The sequence below is a fragment of the Bradyrhizobium sp. LTSP857 genome, from assembly GCF_000938285.1.
Classification (GTDB): domain Bacteria; phylum Pseudomonadota; class Alphaproteobacteria; order Rhizobiales; family Xanthobacteraceae; genus Bradyrhizobium.
The window spans coordinates 56133-71604 of sequence record NZ_JYMS01000014.1; the positions used below are offsets into that span (position 1 = coordinate 56133).

15 protein-coding genes are annotated in these 15472 nt (G+C 65.4%); 12 read left to right on the top strand and 3 right to left on the bottom strand.

Translation table 11 applies throughout. The features are described 5' to 3' along the window. Positions 1 to 124 precede the first annotated feature (124 nt). Genes modA through modC form a run of 3 tightly spaced genes read left to right on the top strand, consistent with a single transcriptional unit; the run spans position 125 to position 2284 of the window. Positions 125 to 910 carry a molybdate ABC transporter substrate-binding protein gene (gene modA, locus UP06_RS07335; protein WP_045001724.1) on the top strand — a complete coding sequence of 262 codons (786 nt, stop codon included), beginning with the start codon at positions 125 to 127 and terminating at the stop codon, positions 908 to 910. A gap of 13 nt (positions 911 to 923) precedes the next feature. Next, positions 924 to 1619 (top strand): molybdate ABC transporter permease subunit, encoded by a 696-nt coding sequence (gene modB, locus UP06_RS07340; RefSeq protein WP_045001725.1) that lies wholly within the window; start codon positions 924 to 926, stop codon positions 1617 to 1619. A gap of 2 nt (positions 1620 to 1621) precedes the next feature. Further along, positions 1622 to 2284: a molybdenum ABC transporter ATP-binding protein gene (gene modC, locus UP06_RS07345; RefSeq protein WP_045001726.1), complete on the top strand. Its 663-nt coding sequence runs from the start codon at positions 1622 to 1624 to the stop codon at positions 2282 to 2284. A 196-nt stretch (positions 2285 to 2480) separates the two neighbouring features. Here the strand turns inward: modC and UP06_RS07350 are convergent, their stop codons facing one another. Next, a complete protein-coding gene (locus UP06_RS07350) occupies positions 2481 to 3221 on the bottom strand; it encodes a GntR family transcriptional regulator (protein WP_045001727.1) in 741 nt (246 codons plus the stop codon). Between the two features lie 197 nt (positions 3222 to 3418). Between UP06_RS07350 and UP06_RS07355 the strand changes: the two genes are divergently transcribed. Genes UP06_RS07355 through UP06_RS07375 form a run of 5 tightly spaced genes read left to right on the top strand, consistent with a single transcriptional unit; the run spans position 3419 to position 8098 of the window. Beyond that, positions 3419 to 4453, top strand: a complete 1035-nt coding sequence (locus UP06_RS07355) for an extracellular solute-binding protein (RefSeq protein ID WP_045001728.1) — start codon at positions 3419 to 3421, stop codon at positions 4451 to 4453. Beyond that, positions 4450 to 5529: an ABC transporter ATP-binding protein gene (locus tag UP06_RS07360; RefSeq protein ID WP_045001729.1), complete on the top strand. Its 1080-nt coding sequence runs from the start codon at positions 4450 to 4452 to the stop codon at positions 5527 to 5529. The genes UP06_RS07355 and UP06_RS07360 overlap by 4 nt, the downstream gene beginning before the upstream one ends. Next, the gene (locus tag UP06_RS07365) at positions 5526 to 6389 is read left to right on the top strand and encodes an ABC transporter permease (RefSeq protein WP_045001730.1); all 864 of its coding nucleotides are present in this window, start codon (positions 5526 to 5528) and stop codon (positions 6387 to 6389) included. Before UP06_RS07360 ends, UP06_RS07365 begins: the two co-directional genes overlap by 4 nt. Next, positions 6386 to 7186, top strand: a complete 801-nt coding sequence (locus UP06_RS07370; protein WP_245305428.1) for an ABC transporter permease — start codon at positions 6386 to 6388, stop codon at positions 7184 to 7186. Before UP06_RS07365 ends, UP06_RS07370 begins: the two co-directional genes overlap by 4 nt. 3 nt (positions 7187 to 7189) lie before the next feature. Continuing rightward, a complete protein-coding gene (locus UP06_RS07375) occupies positions 7190 to 8098 on the top strand; it encodes a polysaccharide deacetylase family protein (RefSeq protein WP_045001734.1) in 909 nt (302 codons plus the stop codon). A 170-nt stretch (positions 8099 to 8268) separates the two neighbouring features. Here the strand turns inward: UP06_RS07375 and UP06_RS07380 are convergent, their stop codons facing one another. Beyond that, positions 8269 to 10062: a potassium/proton antiporter gene (locus UP06_RS07380; protein ID WP_045001735.1), complete on the bottom strand. Its 1794-nt coding sequence runs from the start codon at positions 10060 to 10062 to the stop codon at positions 8269 to 8271. Positions 10063 to 10294: 232 nt separating this feature from the next. Between UP06_RS07380 and UP06_RS07385 the strand changes: the two genes are divergently transcribed. Further along, positions 10295 to 11611, top strand: a complete 1317-nt coding sequence (locus UP06_RS07385; RefSeq protein WP_045001737.1) for a mechanosensitive ion channel family protein — start codon at positions 10295 to 10297, stop codon at positions 11609 to 11611. Positions 11612 to 11794: 183 nt separating this feature from the next. Continuing rightward, positions 11795 to 12613: a type I methionyl aminopeptidase gene (gene map, locus UP06_RS07390; RefSeq protein ID WP_045001739.1), complete on the top strand. Its 819-nt coding sequence runs from the start codon at positions 11795 to 11797 to the stop codon at positions 12611 to 12613. Between the two features lie 71 nt (positions 12614 to 12684). Here map and UP06_RS07395 read toward each other — a convergent pair whose 3' ends face one another. After that, positions 12685 to 13281: a bifunctional transcriptional activator/DNA repair enzyme AdaA gene (locus UP06_RS07395; RefSeq protein WP_045001741.1), complete on the bottom strand. Its 597-nt coding sequence runs from the start codon at positions 13279 to 13281 to the stop codon at positions 12685 to 12687. Between the two features lie 133 nt (positions 13282 to 13414). Here UP06_RS07395 and UP06_RS07400 point away from each other — a divergent pair, with 133 nt between their 5' ends. Both UP06_RS07400 and UP06_RS07405 read left to right on the top strand, forming a co-directional pair. Next, on the top strand, positions 13415 to 14356 hold the full coding sequence (locus UP06_RS07400) for a DMT family transporter (RefSeq protein ID WP_050031580.1): 942 nt from the start codon (positions 13415 to 13417) through the stop codon (positions 14354 to 14356). Positions 14357 to 14434: 78 nt separating this feature from the next. Next, positions 14435 to 15301 (top strand): intradiol ring-cleavage dioxygenase, encoded by an 867-nt coding sequence (locus UP06_RS07405; protein ID WP_045001744.1) that lies wholly within the window; start codon positions 14435 to 14437, stop codon positions 15299 to 15301. Positions 15302 to 15472: the final 171 nt, after the last annotated feature.

Genomic DNA, 15472 nt, shown 5'->3' on the forward strand with positions numbered 1-15472 from the left:
CCTCGCCGGCCGTAAGCCGTTGCGAGGCCACGCGGAACAGCGCTTCCGCCGGTCGCAACGCCTTCCCACCCAACGCCGGTTGCGCGTGCGATTTCGCGCGCGGGCTCGCACGGAGCGCTACCCCATGTTTCGTATTGCCGGACTTTTCACCGCTTTCGTGATCCTCGCGGGCGCGAGCCTCTCGCCTGCCGCCGCCGAGGACAAGACCATCACCGTGTTCGCGGCCGCCTCGATGAAGAACGCGCTCGACGAGATCGACGCCGCCTACACCGCCAAGACCGGCGTCAAGTTCAGTGTCAGCTATGCCGCGAGCTCGGTGCTCGCCAAGCAGATCGAGCAGGGCGCGCCGGCCGACGTCTTCGTCTCCGCCGACACCGACTGGATGGACTACGCCATTTCCAAGAAGACCATCAACGAGCCGACCCGGGTCAATCTGCTCGGCAACAGCATCGTGCTGATCGCGCCGAAGGACTCCAAGATCGACAACGTCACGATCGCGCAAGGCTTCGATCTCGCCAAGCTCGCCGGCGACGGCAAGATCGCGACCGGCGACGTCAAGTCGGTGCCGGTCGGCAAATACGCCAAGGCTGCGCTGGAAAAGCTCGGCGCCTGGCAGGCGGCTGAGCCGAAATTCGCCATGGCCGAAAGCGTGCGCGCCGCGCTGACGCTGGTGGCGCGCGACGAGGCCAACCTCGGCATCGTCTATTCCACCGACGCCAAGGTCGAGCCCGGCGTCAAGATCGTCGGCACCTTCCCGGCGGATTCGCATCCCGCGATCATCTATCCGGTAGCGGCGACCACGACCGCAAAGCCCGAGACCAACGACTATCTCGCCTTCCTGCGCACGTCGGCGGCCAAGACCATTCTGGAAAAATACGGCTTCAAGTTCCTGATCAGCCCCACAACCTGATATCTACGACTTGATGCTCGATATCTCTCCCGCGGAATGGACGGCGATCCTGCTCTCGCTCAGGGTCGCCGTCATCGCAACGCTGGTGGCGACGCCGTTCGGCATTGTGCTGGCGTGGCTGCTCGCCCGCAAAGACTTCTGGGGCAAGGCGGTGCTCGATGCGGTGGTGCATCTGCCGCTGGTGCTGCCGCCGGTCGTCACCGGCTATCTGCTCTTGCTTACGTTTGGCCGCCGCGGGCTCGTGGGCGCCTTCCTCGCCGACCATCTCGGCATCGTCTTCGCGTTTCGCTGGACTGGCGCCGCGCTTGCCTGCGGCGTGATGTCGTTTCCACTGCTGGTGCGCCCGATGCGGCTGTCGATCGAGGCGATCGACCGCAGGCTCGAGCAAGCCGCGGAGACGCTCGGTGCGGCTCCTTTCAAAGTCTTCTTCACGGTGACGCTGCCCTTGGCGCTGCCCGGCGTGCTCGCCGGCATGGTGCTCGGCTTTGCCAAGGCGATCGGCGAGTTCGGCGCCACCATCACTTTCGTCTCCAACATTCCCGGCGAGACCCAGACGATTTCCTCGGCGATCTATTCGCTGATCCAGACGCCGGACGGTGATACAGCCGCGGGCCGGCTCGTCATCATCTCGGTCGTGATCGCGCTCGGCGCGTTGATCGCCGCTGAATGGTTCGCCCGCCGCGCCACCGCGCGCTTGCACGGGAACTGACCATGCTGCGGGTCGATGTCGAAAAACAGCTCGGTGAGTTTTCGCTTCAAGCGTCCTTCGAAAGCGAGGGCCGCGTCACCGGCCTGTTCGGTGCGTCCGGCGCCGGCAAGAGCTCGCTGATCAACATGATCGCAGGGCTCTTGCGTCCCGACCGCGGCACCATCGTGATCGACGGCGAGACCGTCGACGACACCGCGGCGGGTATCCATGTCCCAACCTATCGCCGCCGCATCGGCTATGTGTTCCAGGATGCCCGGCTGTTTCCGCATCTCAACGTCGCGCAGAATCTCGACTATGGACGGCGGATGAATCGTCTGCCGTCCGATCCCGCGCAGCACAAGCGCGTCGTCGAGTTGCTTGACATCGGCCCCCTGCTCGATCGCCGTCCCGGAAAACTCTCCGGCGGCGAGCGCCAGCGCGTTGCGCTCGGACGCGCTCTGCTGTCCAAGCCGCGCCTGCTGCTGCTCGACGAGCCGCTCGGCGCGCTCGACGAGGGCCGCAAGCTCGAGATCCTGCCCTATCTGGTGCGGCTGCGCGACGAGGCCAACATTCCCATGGTCTATGTCAGCCACGACGTCGCCGAACTGCGCCAGCTCGCGACGCAGATTGTGATGCTCAGGCAGGGGCGGGTGACGTCGTTTGGTGGGGTTAAGGTGCTGACGTGAGGCATGCTGGTCGCCCCGACCTCCGCTGTCGTCCCGGCCTAGTGCGCAATTGCGCACGGGGGGCCGGGACCCATACCGCGTGATGTAACGGTAAACGGCAGTCTGAGTACCGGCGACGAAAAGATAACTACTAGCCGTCGTCAAACTACTCCCTGTGGCTATGGGTCCCGGCCTTCGCCGGGACGACGGCCGGGCTTTACCGTGCCTTCCGCCGCTTCGGCTTCACCGCCGCAAACACGCTTCCCAAATCCTCGCTCGCCGGCACCACATCATCCAGATGCAGCCGGCTCTCCACATGCAGAAAATGCTCGCGCGAGACCGCAATGGCACGCGCGACATCGCGGGCGCGCAACGCTTCGACGATGGCGCCGTGCTCGTCGACGGCGCAGATCGAATCGGTGGCGGGTTCGTAGACTGAGACCATCACCGAGGAGCGGCTGAGCAGATCGGCAAGGAAGCGCGTGAGCTCGGCGTTGCCGAGCGCTTCGACCAGATGGACGTGGAACGCACCGGACAGCCGCACCGAAGCAGCGCGGTCGCCACGCGTTGCGGCAGCGCGCTCCTCGGCGAGATGGGCGTTGAGCCGATCGATCAAGGCATCGTCGATGTGGCGCACGAGCTGCGTCAACACGCCGGCCTCGAGCACGCGATGAGCCTCGTAGACGCTGCGGACATCGTCGAGCGTCGGGCGCGGCACCCGCGCGCCGCGGTTGGGGATCATCTCCAGCCGCCGCTCCGCACCTAACCGATGCAGCACTTTTCGGATGCGCTCGCGCGACACGCCAAAGATGTCAGCGAGCGGCGGCTCGGCGAGCTTGGTCCCCGCCTTCAGCTTGCCCTCCAGCAGCGCATGCAGGATGGCCTGATAGACCGCCTCGTCCTCTGCCGGATTGGCCTTGCCGTTTCCCTTGCCATTTCGCCTGCGCTGCGTCGCCATGGCCGATAGCTAGGCCCAAAGGATGCGCAGCGTCACCTCCAAAAAATGTGCACATTTTCTACGCGGCTGCGCAGGCGAGACACGCGAGATTCGGTCAATACATTGAAATTACTTACCTTTATAAAAATGTGCACATTTGGCATGGCGCTTGCTGCTGCTTCGTAGCAAGCTTTACGCACAACAAACGGGACATGCCCATGCACACCCCCTCCCGACGCAGCGTTCTGAAATCCGGCGCGGCCCTGGCCGCTGCTCTAGCCGCCCCGGCGCGCCTGCGCGCGGCGACCAAAGAGATCGTCATCGGCGGCCCCGCGGGCGCCGCAAAGTATTTCAACGCCGATCTGTTTCCGGTGCTGGAGAAGAAGCTCGACTGCAAGGTGCTCTACGAGGGCACCAATTCGCTGACCAATCTCCAGAAGATGCAGGCCGACAAAGCCGCGCCAAAGATCTCCGTCGTTATCATGGATGATCCGGTGATGCTGCCGGCGGCAGCCGAGGGGCTGATCACCAAGATGTCGGCGTCGTCGATCGCCAATCTCGGCAAGCTCGTCGATAACTCGGTGCACCAGGACGGAATGTGGGCCAACTATCAGCGGCCCTGGGCCGGCATCGCCTATTCGACCAAGCGCATGAAGACAGCGCCAACGAAATGGGCGGACCTGTGGGACGCGAAATACGCTTCCAAGGTGATTGTGCCGTCGCTCTCCAACACCGAGGGTTTCTGGACGCTGCTCGCCGCCGCGCATCTCGAGACCGGCAAGCCCTACAAGGAGGCGCAGTACGAGATCGACGCCGCCTTCAAGAAGGTGAAGGAGCTGAAGCCGAACCTACTCAACGTCTATACCAACGCGCCGCAGGCCATCAATTTGATGGAGCAGGGCGAGGCCTGGATGATCGGCGGGCAATTCTCGGCCTACACGCTGATCCGCAAGGCCGACGGCTCACCGGTCGATCTCGCTGTGCCGCAGGACGGCGGCTTCGCCATGCCGTCCGGAATTGCGAAGGTGGCTGGCGCGCCGGCCGGTGATCTCGCGGACGCCGTGATCGACTTCTTCCTCAGCCCGGAAGCGCAGACCATCCTCGCCGACAAGGCTTTTGTCGCACCGACCAACAAGGGCACACCGACGCCAGCGGGTTTCCCGGATCCGGCCTCGCTGTTCGCACCCGACTGGGCGTTCGTTGCAAAAAACCGCGCCGGCTGGGTCGACCGCTGGAGCAAGGAGATGACATGAGCGAGAGCAGCCCGCATCTCGTCGTCCGCGGCGTCTCCAAGCGTTACGGGCCGACGACGGTCCTCGATCATATCGACCTGACCATCCGCCGCGGCGAGCTCGTCACGCTGCTCGGCCCCTCCGGCTGCGGCAAGACCACGTTGCTGCGCGCCATCGCCGGCCTCGCGCAGCCCGACACCGGCAAGGTCGAGCTCGCCGGGCGCGACATCACCAACGTGCCGCCGCACAAGCGCAATGTCGGCGTCGTGTTCCAGAGCTACGCGCTGTTTCCGCATCTCACCGTCGCCGGCAATGTCGCGTTCGGACTGAAGGTGCGCGGCGCGGCCAAGCGCGAGATCGATGCCGCGGTCGAACGCGCGCTGTCGCTGGTCAAGCTCGGCCATCTCGGCGGTCGCCGCATCTCGGCGCTGTCGGGCGGCCAGCAGCAGCGCGTGGCGCTGGCGCGTGCGATTGCGGTCGAGCCTGATGTGCTGCTGTTCGACGAGGCGCTTTCGGCGCTCGATCGCAAGCTGCGCGAGGAGATGCAGGTCGAGCTGCGCCGCCTGCTCCAGGACGTGAAGGCCACCGCGATCTTCGTCACCCATGACCAGGACGAGGCGCTGACCATGTCCGACCGCGTCGCGGTCATGAACAAGGGGCGCATCGAGCAGCTCGCCGAGCCGCGCGAGCTTTACTTGCGCCCCGTAAGCCTGTTCGCGCTCAACTTCGTCGGGCTGTCGACGCGGATTTCCGGGACCGTGCTGGCGGCTGACAACGGCAAGGTCGATGTCGAGACCAAGCTCGGCCGCATGTCGGCGCTCGGCAATTTCCAGGCGGGCTCCCCCGTCATCGTTGCGGCGCGTCCCGAGCAGCTTCGTCTTGGCGAGCAGGGCGAGGCGAACTCTGCCGCCGGCCGCGTCCGCTCCGTGGTGTTCCAGGGCTCGCGTACGCTGGTTGAGGTCGATGCCGGCGCGGGCGAGAGCCTGCTCGCCGAACTTTCGGGGCGCGACGGTGCGATCCCGCGCGTGCATGACGAGATCCGCCTGAGCTGGCCGGTGACCGAGACCTTTGCGTTTCCGATGGAGGCGCAGGCATGACGGAAGCCGCCCTTCCCGTGCCCGTGACGGCGCCTGCGGTCGACCGCGAGCGACTTGCGGCGATCGGATTCGTGCTGCCGTCCTTCGTCATCATCGCCGGCGTGTTCGCGCTGCCGCTGGTGCTGCTGCTTGGCGTCAGCATCGTCGATGCCAACGGGCTGACTTTTGCGCATTACAAGCGCCTGCTCGGCACGCCTTATTATCTTGGCGTGATCTGGAATTCGCTACGGCTCGGACTTTTGACCACACTGATCGCGTTCCTGATCAGCTACCCGGCCGCCTTCGCGCTGGCACGCGCCCGCGGCGCACTGCGCTCGATCCTGCTCGCGACGCTGTTCCTGCCGCTTGCGGCCAGCGTCATCGTCAAGGCCTTTGCCTGGACGATCCTGCTGCGCAGCGACGGCATCGTCAACGAGATGCTGATCGCGCTCGGCATCATCGAAGACCCGATCCGGATGATCTTTACCGAGACCGCGCTGATCGTCGGCGCCGTCAACATCTTCCTGCCGTTCATGATCCTGCCGATCTACGCGATCGTGGCGCAACTCGATCCACGCTACGCGGAGGCGGCCGCCACACTGGGCGCCTCGCCGGTCGGAACTTTCTTCCGTGTGATCCTGCCGCTGACCTTGCCCGGCATCATCGCCGGCGTGGCGCTGGTGTTCTCGCTGTCGGTCTCCGCCTATGTGGTACCGACGCTGCTGATCGGCGAAAAATATCCAACACTCGCGACCACGATCGCAAAGGCCTATCTGCTCGCACGCGAGCCGGGCTTCGGCGCCGCGGCCGGCGTCGTGTTGCTGGCCATCGCCATTGCCGTCGTTGCGCTGAGCGCGCGCCTATCGCGGGAGCCGAAATGATGACGCGGGCCGCAATCATCGTTTGCTGGGTGATGGCCATCGCGCTGGCGCTGTTCCTGATCGCGCCACTGCTGGTGATCGCCGCTGCCAGCTTCTCGCCGACGCCGGTGTTCGACCTGCCGCTGACGGGTGCATCGACGCGCTGGTATGGCAAGATCAGCCGGCTCGACGGCTTCTGGCCGTCGCTGCTGCTGTCGCTTCAGATCGCGCTGTTCTCGACTGCGATCTCGCTGGTCTGCGGCACGCTCGCGGCGATCGCGATCGCGCGTGGAAAAATGCCGGGTGCGGGCATCTTTGCGACCGCTCTGGTCTCGCCGCTGATGATGCCGGGCCTGGTGCTCGGCATCGCGCTGCTACAGGGCTTTCGCGCGATCGGCTTCACCGCTCCCTGGGCGACGCTGCTGGTCGCGCATCTCGTGATCACGCTGCCTTATGTCGCGCGCACGATGATCGCCGGGCTTGCGCGGTTCGACTTCACGCTGATCGAGGCGGCGCGCACGCTCGGCTGCACCTATCCCGGCGGCGTGCTGCGGGTGATGGTGCCGGCGCTGGCGCCGTCGTTCCTGATCGCCGGCCTCTTCTCGTTCCTCGCCTCGTTCGACAATTACCCGGTCTCGATCTTCCTCGCCGACGTCCGCACCAAGACGCTGCCGATCCGGATGCTGCAATATATCGAGGAAGCGCCGGATCCGACGCTCGCGGCGCTCTCCACCCTCATCCTCGCCGGCACGGTGATCCTGCTGTTCGTCAGCGACCGCGTCGTCGGCCTGCACCGCATGGCCGGAACCTCGGACTGATCCATGAGCAATGAACCCAAATCTTCACAACGCGACTTCGCCGGCTACCGCGGCAAGCCGCCCAATCCGCACTGGCCCAACGGCGCGCGCGTCGCGGTGTCGCTGGTCGTGAATTTCGAGGAGGGCTCGGAGTTCTCCATCAACGACGGCGACGCGGGCAACGAAGCGATCTATGAGGTGGTCCACAAGCTCGACGGCCCGGATTCCTGCATCGACAGCCATTTCGAATATGGCACGCGCGCCGCGTGGTGGCGCATCATGGATCTGTTCGACGCCCGCGGCGTCAAGGTCACCGTGAGCTCGTGCGGCCGCGCGGTCGAGCGCTCACCGGATCTCGCGCGCGATGCCGTCGCGCGGGGGCATGAGGTGTCGGCGCATGGCTGGCGCTGGCAGAGCCATGCCGAGATGGATGAAGCCAGCGAGCGCAAGGTCATCGCCAAGACCGTGGCAGCGATCGAGCGCGTCACCGGGAAGCGCCCGGTCGGCTGGCACACGCGCTCGGCGACCTCGCCGAACACGCGGCGCTTGCTGGTCGAGGACGGTGGCTTCCTCTACGACAGCGACGCCTATAATGACGACCTGCCCTACTACATGGATGTCGCCGGCAAGCAGCACCTCGTGTTGCCTTACGCCTTCGACACCAACGACATGCAGTATTACAACGCCTCGCGCTTCAACGGCGCCGATTTCGCCGATTATGTCATCGATGCGTTCGAGTGGCTGAAGCGCGAGGGCGAGACGGCGCCGAAGATGATGTCGATCGGATTGCACCTGCGGATGATCGGACGGCCCGGACGGATTGGGGCGCTGGAGCGGATTCTTGCGCACATCACCGGCAGCGGCGCCGCCTGGATCGCGCCGCGGGCGGCGATTGCGCGGCATTGGCGGGACGTGGTGCCGGCGGGGGAGTGAGTTGCGCTGGTCTTCACCGCCACAAAGGTGTCATGCCCCGCGAAGGCGGGGCATCCAGTACGCCGCGGCGTTTCGGCTCTACCACAGCTGCCTCTGGAATACTGGATCGCCCGCACTTCGCGGGCGATGACAGCGAGATTGTGGCAACGGCCTACAAATAGCGACGAGCTCTAAACCCCCGCCACCGATGTCCACAGCTCCGCCAGCTTGCGCCGCAACACCTGCGCGCGCGTCAGCGGCGCGGGCGTTTCCTCGTCTTCCGGCAGGCGCAGGCCGACGACGTTGACGCGGCCGCCGGAGATGCTTCGGGCAACCAGCACGATCTCGCCCAGCGGGAGCTCGGCGCCTTCCTTCGGCGCGCGGTCGAGATGGACGTCGAACCAATCGGCGAGCGTCAGTTTGCCCTCGTCCTCGCCGACGTTCACTCCGTAGATCTCGGCAAGCTCGGCGAGCGTGTGCTCGCCGGAGACCATGAAGTCGCCGAGCAGATGCGGATCGGGCGCCGAGCTCGGCTGCATGTCGACGAAGAAGCGATCGAGCGACTCGGCCTTTTCCGGCGGCGCCAGCAGATAGATGTAGTCGCCGGGCGCGATCGGGTCGGCTTCCGCGGGCGTCAAAATGTTCTCGTTGCGGATCACCAGCGTCGGCTTGGACCAGGACGGGATCAGGCCGCGGCGGAAATAGAGGCTCTTGGGCCGCACCGGATAGCCGACGAGCTGCTGCTCGAGCTGACCGGGCAGATCAAGCTCGACGCGGCGCGGGCCGCGCTCGGCGCGCGGCAGCGCCACGTGCAGCTTGCGCGCGGCGGGCGCCAGGGTCCAGCCTTGCAGCAGCAGCGAGATGATGACGACGACAAAGGCGACGTCGAAATAGAGATAGGCTTTCGACAAGCCCACCAGCATCGGGATCGACGCCAGGAAGATCGCGACCGCGCCGCGCAGGCCGGTCCAGGCGATGAAGATCTTCTCGCGCCAGTTGAAGCGGAATGGCGCCAGGCACACGAACACCGCGATCGGCCGGGCGACCAGCATCAGGACGAAGGCGACCCCGACCGCCGGCAGCACGCTTGATCCCAACCGGCTCGGCGAGACCAAAAGGCCAAGCAGGACGAACATCACGATCTGCGCCAGCCAGGTCGCCGCATCCAGGAAGGCCACCACCGAATTATGCGCCCGCGTCGGCCGGTTGCCGATGATGATGCCGGCGAGATAGACCGCGAGGAAGCCGGAGGCGTGCATGATCTGCGAGCCGCCGAAAATGACGAGCGCGGCCGTGGTGACAAATGGCGCATGCAGGCCCTGCGGCAGCGCAACTTGATTGAGCGCCAGCACCACGAGACGTCCGCCGATCACACCGACGATGGCGCCGAGCACCGCCTCCTGCACGAACTCCATCGCCACATGCGCTGCCGAGCTCGATCCCAGCGAGATGTATTCGACCAGCATCAGGGTGAGGAAGATCGCGAAGGGATCGTTGGTGCCGGATTCCGCCTCCAGCGTCGCGCCGACGCGCGGGCGCAGGCGCAGGCCCTGGGTGTGGACCAGCAGGAACACCGCGGCGGCATCGGTCGAGGCCACCACGGCGCCGACCAGCAGCGCCTCCGTCCAATTGAGGTCGAGGGCGTATTTCGCAAACGGCGCCGTGATCAGCGCCGTTAGCAGCACGCCGACGGTCGCGAGCACCACGGAGGGCGCCAGCACGGTGCGGATGCTGGCAAAGCGCGTGCGCAAGCCGCCGTCGAACAGGATCAAAGCGAGCGCAACCGAACCGACCAGATAGGTGGTGCGGACGTCGTCGAACTGGAGCTGGCCGGGGCCGGAATCGCCGGCCAGCATGCCGATCGCAAGGAATACGAGCAGCAGCGGCGCGCCGAAGCGCAGCGCAAGCAGACTCGACAGGATGCCGGCCATCACCAGGACGGCGCCGAGCAGAATGGCGATACTGACGGAGTCGAGAGAGGCCATCCACCTTCCGGTTACAAATCGCGGGCAAATCGCTGGCAAATCGCTGGAATGGCATCCTTATCGTCGGCACACTCCCGCGCCAACCCATTTTCTCCCGCTCGCGGCAATCTGACCGTATTTTGCGGCCTTAACGCGCATCACATGCCGGTGTATCGATGGTCCGGCCGCTCCCTTTGTGGGATTCTGCGGCTCCCTCGAATCAAATCCGCCCACTTCCCGACGAGACCTTGCGATGGACATGGACCTCAAAGACCTCATGGAGTTCGTGCAGACCACCGCGCGCAGTCTCGGGGCGGAAATCTCCTCGCCCTGGTTCTACCTGCAATTTGGTCTCATTCTGGCGGCGACCGGGATCGCTTATGCGGCGGAAGCGACGGTTCGCAACCGCGTCGACATGACGTCGCTGGCGATGCGCTGGCCGCTGCCGCTTCGGCACTTCGCCCGCGTGATGGTCTCCAGCGCCTCGGCGGCGGTGTTCACGCTGCTTGTGATCATCTCGCGCATCGTGATGTACCATGCGACCTGGCCGAGCCGCAGCTATCTGTTGATGGTCGCCGCCAAGCTGGGGCTGGCCTGGCTCGCGATCCGGCTCGTGACCTCGGTGCTGCGCAACGAATTCATCGTCAAGCTGGTGTCGATCACCGCGTGGTTTGTCGCGGCGCTCTCCATCCTCGGCCAGCTCGATGCGGCGGTCGACCTGCTCGACTCCTATGCGATCGTGCTCGGCGGTTTGCGGCTGACGCCGCTGCTGGTGATCAAGGCGGGCGTACTCTTGATCATCGCATTCTGGCTGACCAACATCGCCAGCAATTTCGCCGAGAGCAAGATCAACTCGGCCTCCGACCTGACGCCGTCGATCCAGGTGCTGCTGGTCAAGATCATCCGCATCGGGCTGCTCGCGGTGGCGATCGTCATCGCGCTCGGCGCGGTCGGCATCGACCTGTCGGCGCTCGCGGTGTTCTCCGGCGCGGTCGGCGTCGGCATCGGTATCGGCCTTCAGAAGATCGTCGCCAACTTCATCTCGGGCATCATCCTGCTCGCCGACAAATCAGTGAAGCCGGGCGACCTCGTCACCATCGGCGACAATACCGGGCGCATCAGCGCGATGAAGACGCGCTATATTTCCGTTGCCGCCGGCGACGGTCGCGAATTCCTGGTACCGAACGAGGATCTGGTGACGCAGAAGGTCGTCAACTGGACCTATACCGACAAGAACACGCTGGTGAAGATCGCCTTCGGCACCAATTACGACGCCGATCCGCGGCTGGTCTGCAAGCTCGCCATCGAGACGGCCATAGCCCATCCCCGCGCGCAGAAAGCCAAGCCGCCGAACTGCATCCTGACCGAGTTCGCGGAGGCCGGCATGAAGTTCTCGCTGACCCTCTGGCTCGCCGACCCCGACGGCATGGACAACGTCAAGAGCGACGTGATGCTGGCGCTGTGGGACGTCTTCAAGCGCGAGGGCATCCGGGTTCCCTACCCCGTCCGCGAAATCCGCGTCCGCGGCGGCGCGCTGCCGGTGGAAACCACCGTAGAAGTCCCGAATTGAGCCGGCTTTCGGGCGCATGGCGGTTAGGATTCTTGTTTTGACGCGTTTTCTTCACGCGAACCGGTACCCACTTCGCTCGAAAACGCTCTGGCTTGGCTTGCACGAACGCCCGCAATCATTAAATTGGGGCCTGAAATCAAGCCTTTCCGCCGACATCGGCCCGAGCCCAGAAGACCGCCCCGCATGAGCTACGTCGAAGCCAACGATACCTCCCTGCGCAAGACCGGACAGATCAAGCTGCATGGCCCGAGCGCCTTTGCCGGCATGCGCAAGGCAGGCGCGCTGGTGGCCAAGTGCCTCGATGAGCTCACCGACATCGTCGGGCCCGGCGTGCCGACCGAGCGCATCGACGAGTTCGTCCGCGAGTTCGCCTTCAGCCATGGCGCCTATCCGGCGACGCTGATGTATCGCGGCTATCGCTACTCGACCTGCACCTCGCTGAACCACGTGGTCTGCCACGGCATGCCCGGCGACCGGCCGCTGAAGGAAGGCGACATCGTCAACATCGACGTCACCTTCATCGTCGACGGCTGGTACGGCGATTCCAGCCGGATGTACGCGGTCGGCCCGATCGCGCGCAAGGCCGAGCGGCTGATCGAGGTGACGTACGAATCCTTGATGCGCGGCATTGCCGCGGTGAAGCCCGGTGCCACCACCGGCGACATCGGCCACGCCATCCAGAGCTTCGTCGAGCCGCAGGGCATGAGCGTGGTCCGCGATTTCTGCGGCCATGGCCTCGGCCGCATGTTCCACGACGAGCCGAACATCATTCATATCGGCCGGCCCGGCGAAGGCGTGCAGCTCAAGCCCGGTATGTTCTTCACGATCGAGCCGATGATCAATCTCGGCAAGCCGCACGTGAAGATCCTGTCCGACGGCTGGACCGCGGTGACCCGCGACCGCTCGCTGTCGGCGCAGTTCGAGCACTCGGTCGGCGTCACCGCCACCGGCGTCGAGATATTCACGCTGTCGGAGCGGCACGGCGAGAAGCAGATCGGCTGATCTCGCCGCGACACCGATTGTTTGAGCATGATCTTATCGGAAAACCGCTGCACACTTTTCCGGATCATGCTCTATCGCCGCCGGCGGAATGACGATGGCGGCCGCTTGTAGGTCGCGGCAAAAGCATCGTTGAAGCGGCGAACGCTGCCGAACCCGGCGGCGAAGGCGATCTCCGCCAAGGTCATACCGGTCCCATCGATCAGGCGCTTGGCTTCCTGCACGCGCCGCGTCGCCGCAATCTCGCTCGGGCTCGCGCCAGTATGGCGCATGAACAGACGCAGGAGATGGCGTGATCCGACGCCAAGAGCCTCCGCCAGATCCGCCGCGGAGGCACGATCCAGAAAGCCGGCATTGATCAGACGCATTCCGCGCGCCACAGTGGTCGCCGTTCCCATCCAGGCCGGAGACCCCGGTGCCGTCTCCGGGCGGCAGCGGAGACACGGGCGAAAGCCGGCCCGCTCTGCGGCCGCAGCGGTCGGGTAAAAGGTGACGTTCTCCGAGCGGGCCGGGCGAACCGGACAGACCGGCCTGCAGTAGATGCGGGTCGAGCGAACCCCGGAGAAGAACAGGCCGTCGAAAGCGCGTGCGCGCGCCAACCGCGCCCGGTCGCAGATGTCCCAGTCGAGATGTGGTGGCAGCGCTTGCGGCTGCGCCAAAACCTTCGCCATCGCTGGATAGTAGTTTCATCGCAGTCGCCCGAGTAGCTGAAATCGGACTCGATCGGGCGATGAGGTCCGAATCCGGCCAGCCTGCGCGGTCGCTTCCGGATCATGGTGCCGCTGCATCCCGGAGCAGATTCGCATGAGCACGCAGGCATCACAGGCAATGTCGGAACGGAACACCTTATCCCTGGAGATCGGACTGTTGTTGCTGCTCTCGCTGATCTGGGGCAGCTCGTTCACGCTGATCAAGGTCGCCGTCGCGACGATACCGCCCGTCACCATGGTCGCCGCACGCGTGACGATCGCGGCAGTGCTCCTGATCGTGATCGCCGCCGCGCAAGGGCACTCCCTTCCCCGCAAGCGATCGGTCTGGGCGGCCTTCCTCGTGCAAGGCCTGCTGCAAAGTGCGTTGCCGTTCACACTGATCAGCTGGGGTGAGATGCACATCGCAAGCGGCCTCGCTGGCGTGCTCAATGCCACCCCGCCGATGTTCGTGCTCGTGATCGCCATGATGACCGGGCGCGGACGGCGAACCATCAGCAGCGAGAGGATCCTCGGCGTCGGGCTCGGTCTTGCCGGCGTCGCGGTGACGATCGGCATCGATGCGCTCTCCGGGATCGGCACGACGGCGCCGCTGGCGCAAATGGCCGTGCTCGGCGCAAGCCTCTGCTACGCGCTCGCACCGATCTGGGGACAGCGGTTCTCCTCCTTTCCCGCGATCGTCACAGCAGCCGGCGCCATGAGCTGTGCAGCGATCCTGATGCTGCCTATGGCCGCGATCTTCGAGCGGCCTTGGACGCTGGCGCCAACGGTGCAGGCAACCACTGCGGTCCTCGGTCTCGCGGTCGTCTGCACGGCGCTCGCAATGGTGATCTATTTCCGCCTGATCCGCACGCTCGGCGCACTCGGCACGACGAGCGGCAGCTACTTACGCGCCGGATTTGCGGTGGCGCTCGGCGTCGTATGGCTCGGCGAGGAATTTACCTGGTCAGTTCTCGCCGGAATGGCGCTCATTGTCGCCGGGGTGATTGCCGTCACGGTACCGCTGCCGGTGCGACACAGCGGGAAACCACCGGGCTGATTATCGTCACCTTCACGGCCCGATCTTGCCATCCTGTTTACCGATGACGATCTCTCCCAAACAGGCAGGAGAGATCGGGTGAGCCCATCGACGCGCCGCGGCTTCCTTGGATTCGTATCGGCCAGCGCCGCAGGCCTGCTGCAGACCCGTGCGGAGGCGGCGCCCGGGCCCGCTGCCGGTGAGCCCGCCTGCATCCTGACGCCGCAGGCGGAGGAAGGGCCGTTTTATTCCGACCCAAAACTCGTTCGCTCCGACATCGCCGAGGGCAAGGCGGGCGTGCCGCTGGCCTTGCGGCTGCGCGTGATCGAGGCCGGCACGTGCACGGCGATCCACGGCGCGCGGGTCGACATCTGGCATTGTGACGCCAAGGGGCTTTATTCGGCGTTTGCCGGCCAAGGCGATGCGCACAATATCGATGCGACCAGCAACACGTTCCTGCGCGGCACGCAGGCGACAGACGATTCCGGCTGGGTCAATTTCAACACGATCTATCCCGGCTGGTATGACGGCCGCACCACGCACATCCATTTCAAGGTGTTCTTGAGCGATCGCACCGTGCTGACCGGGCAGACCTTCCTGCCGGACGCACTGAACGAGTTCATCTACACCAATGTGCCCGATTACGGCGACCGCGCGCGGCAGCGCATGGTGATCAACGCCAACGACCACGTCATCGAACGCTCCGACCCGGACCACCGCGCCTTCTGCGCGGTCAAGGAGGAGCGCGATCGCTATGTTGCGACGCTGACGCTCGGCGTTGACCGCCGCGCCGATGCGACGGTCGGGCGCGCCGGTCCGCCGCCGCCTCCGCCGGGGATGCGCGGCGGTCCGCCACCTGGCTCGCCGCCGGGCCCGCCGCCCTTGGGCATGGGCGGTCCGATGTTCGGCCGCCCGATCAGGGATCGGCTGGCCGCGCTGGTACCGGGATTGAAGCGCGAGCGTTGAGGGTAGCGTGACGTTGCCGATGCGCGCGATCTTTGCTATTCAGACCGCGCCGAAAAAGGCATGGCCGGATTGGTAAGCCCGGCCTGTTCCTGATGTCAGGAATTCTGCCACCGTCTCCACGGTAGGACCCACGGCCGGACAGAGTGACGCGATCGTCACGCTGCTCGGCGG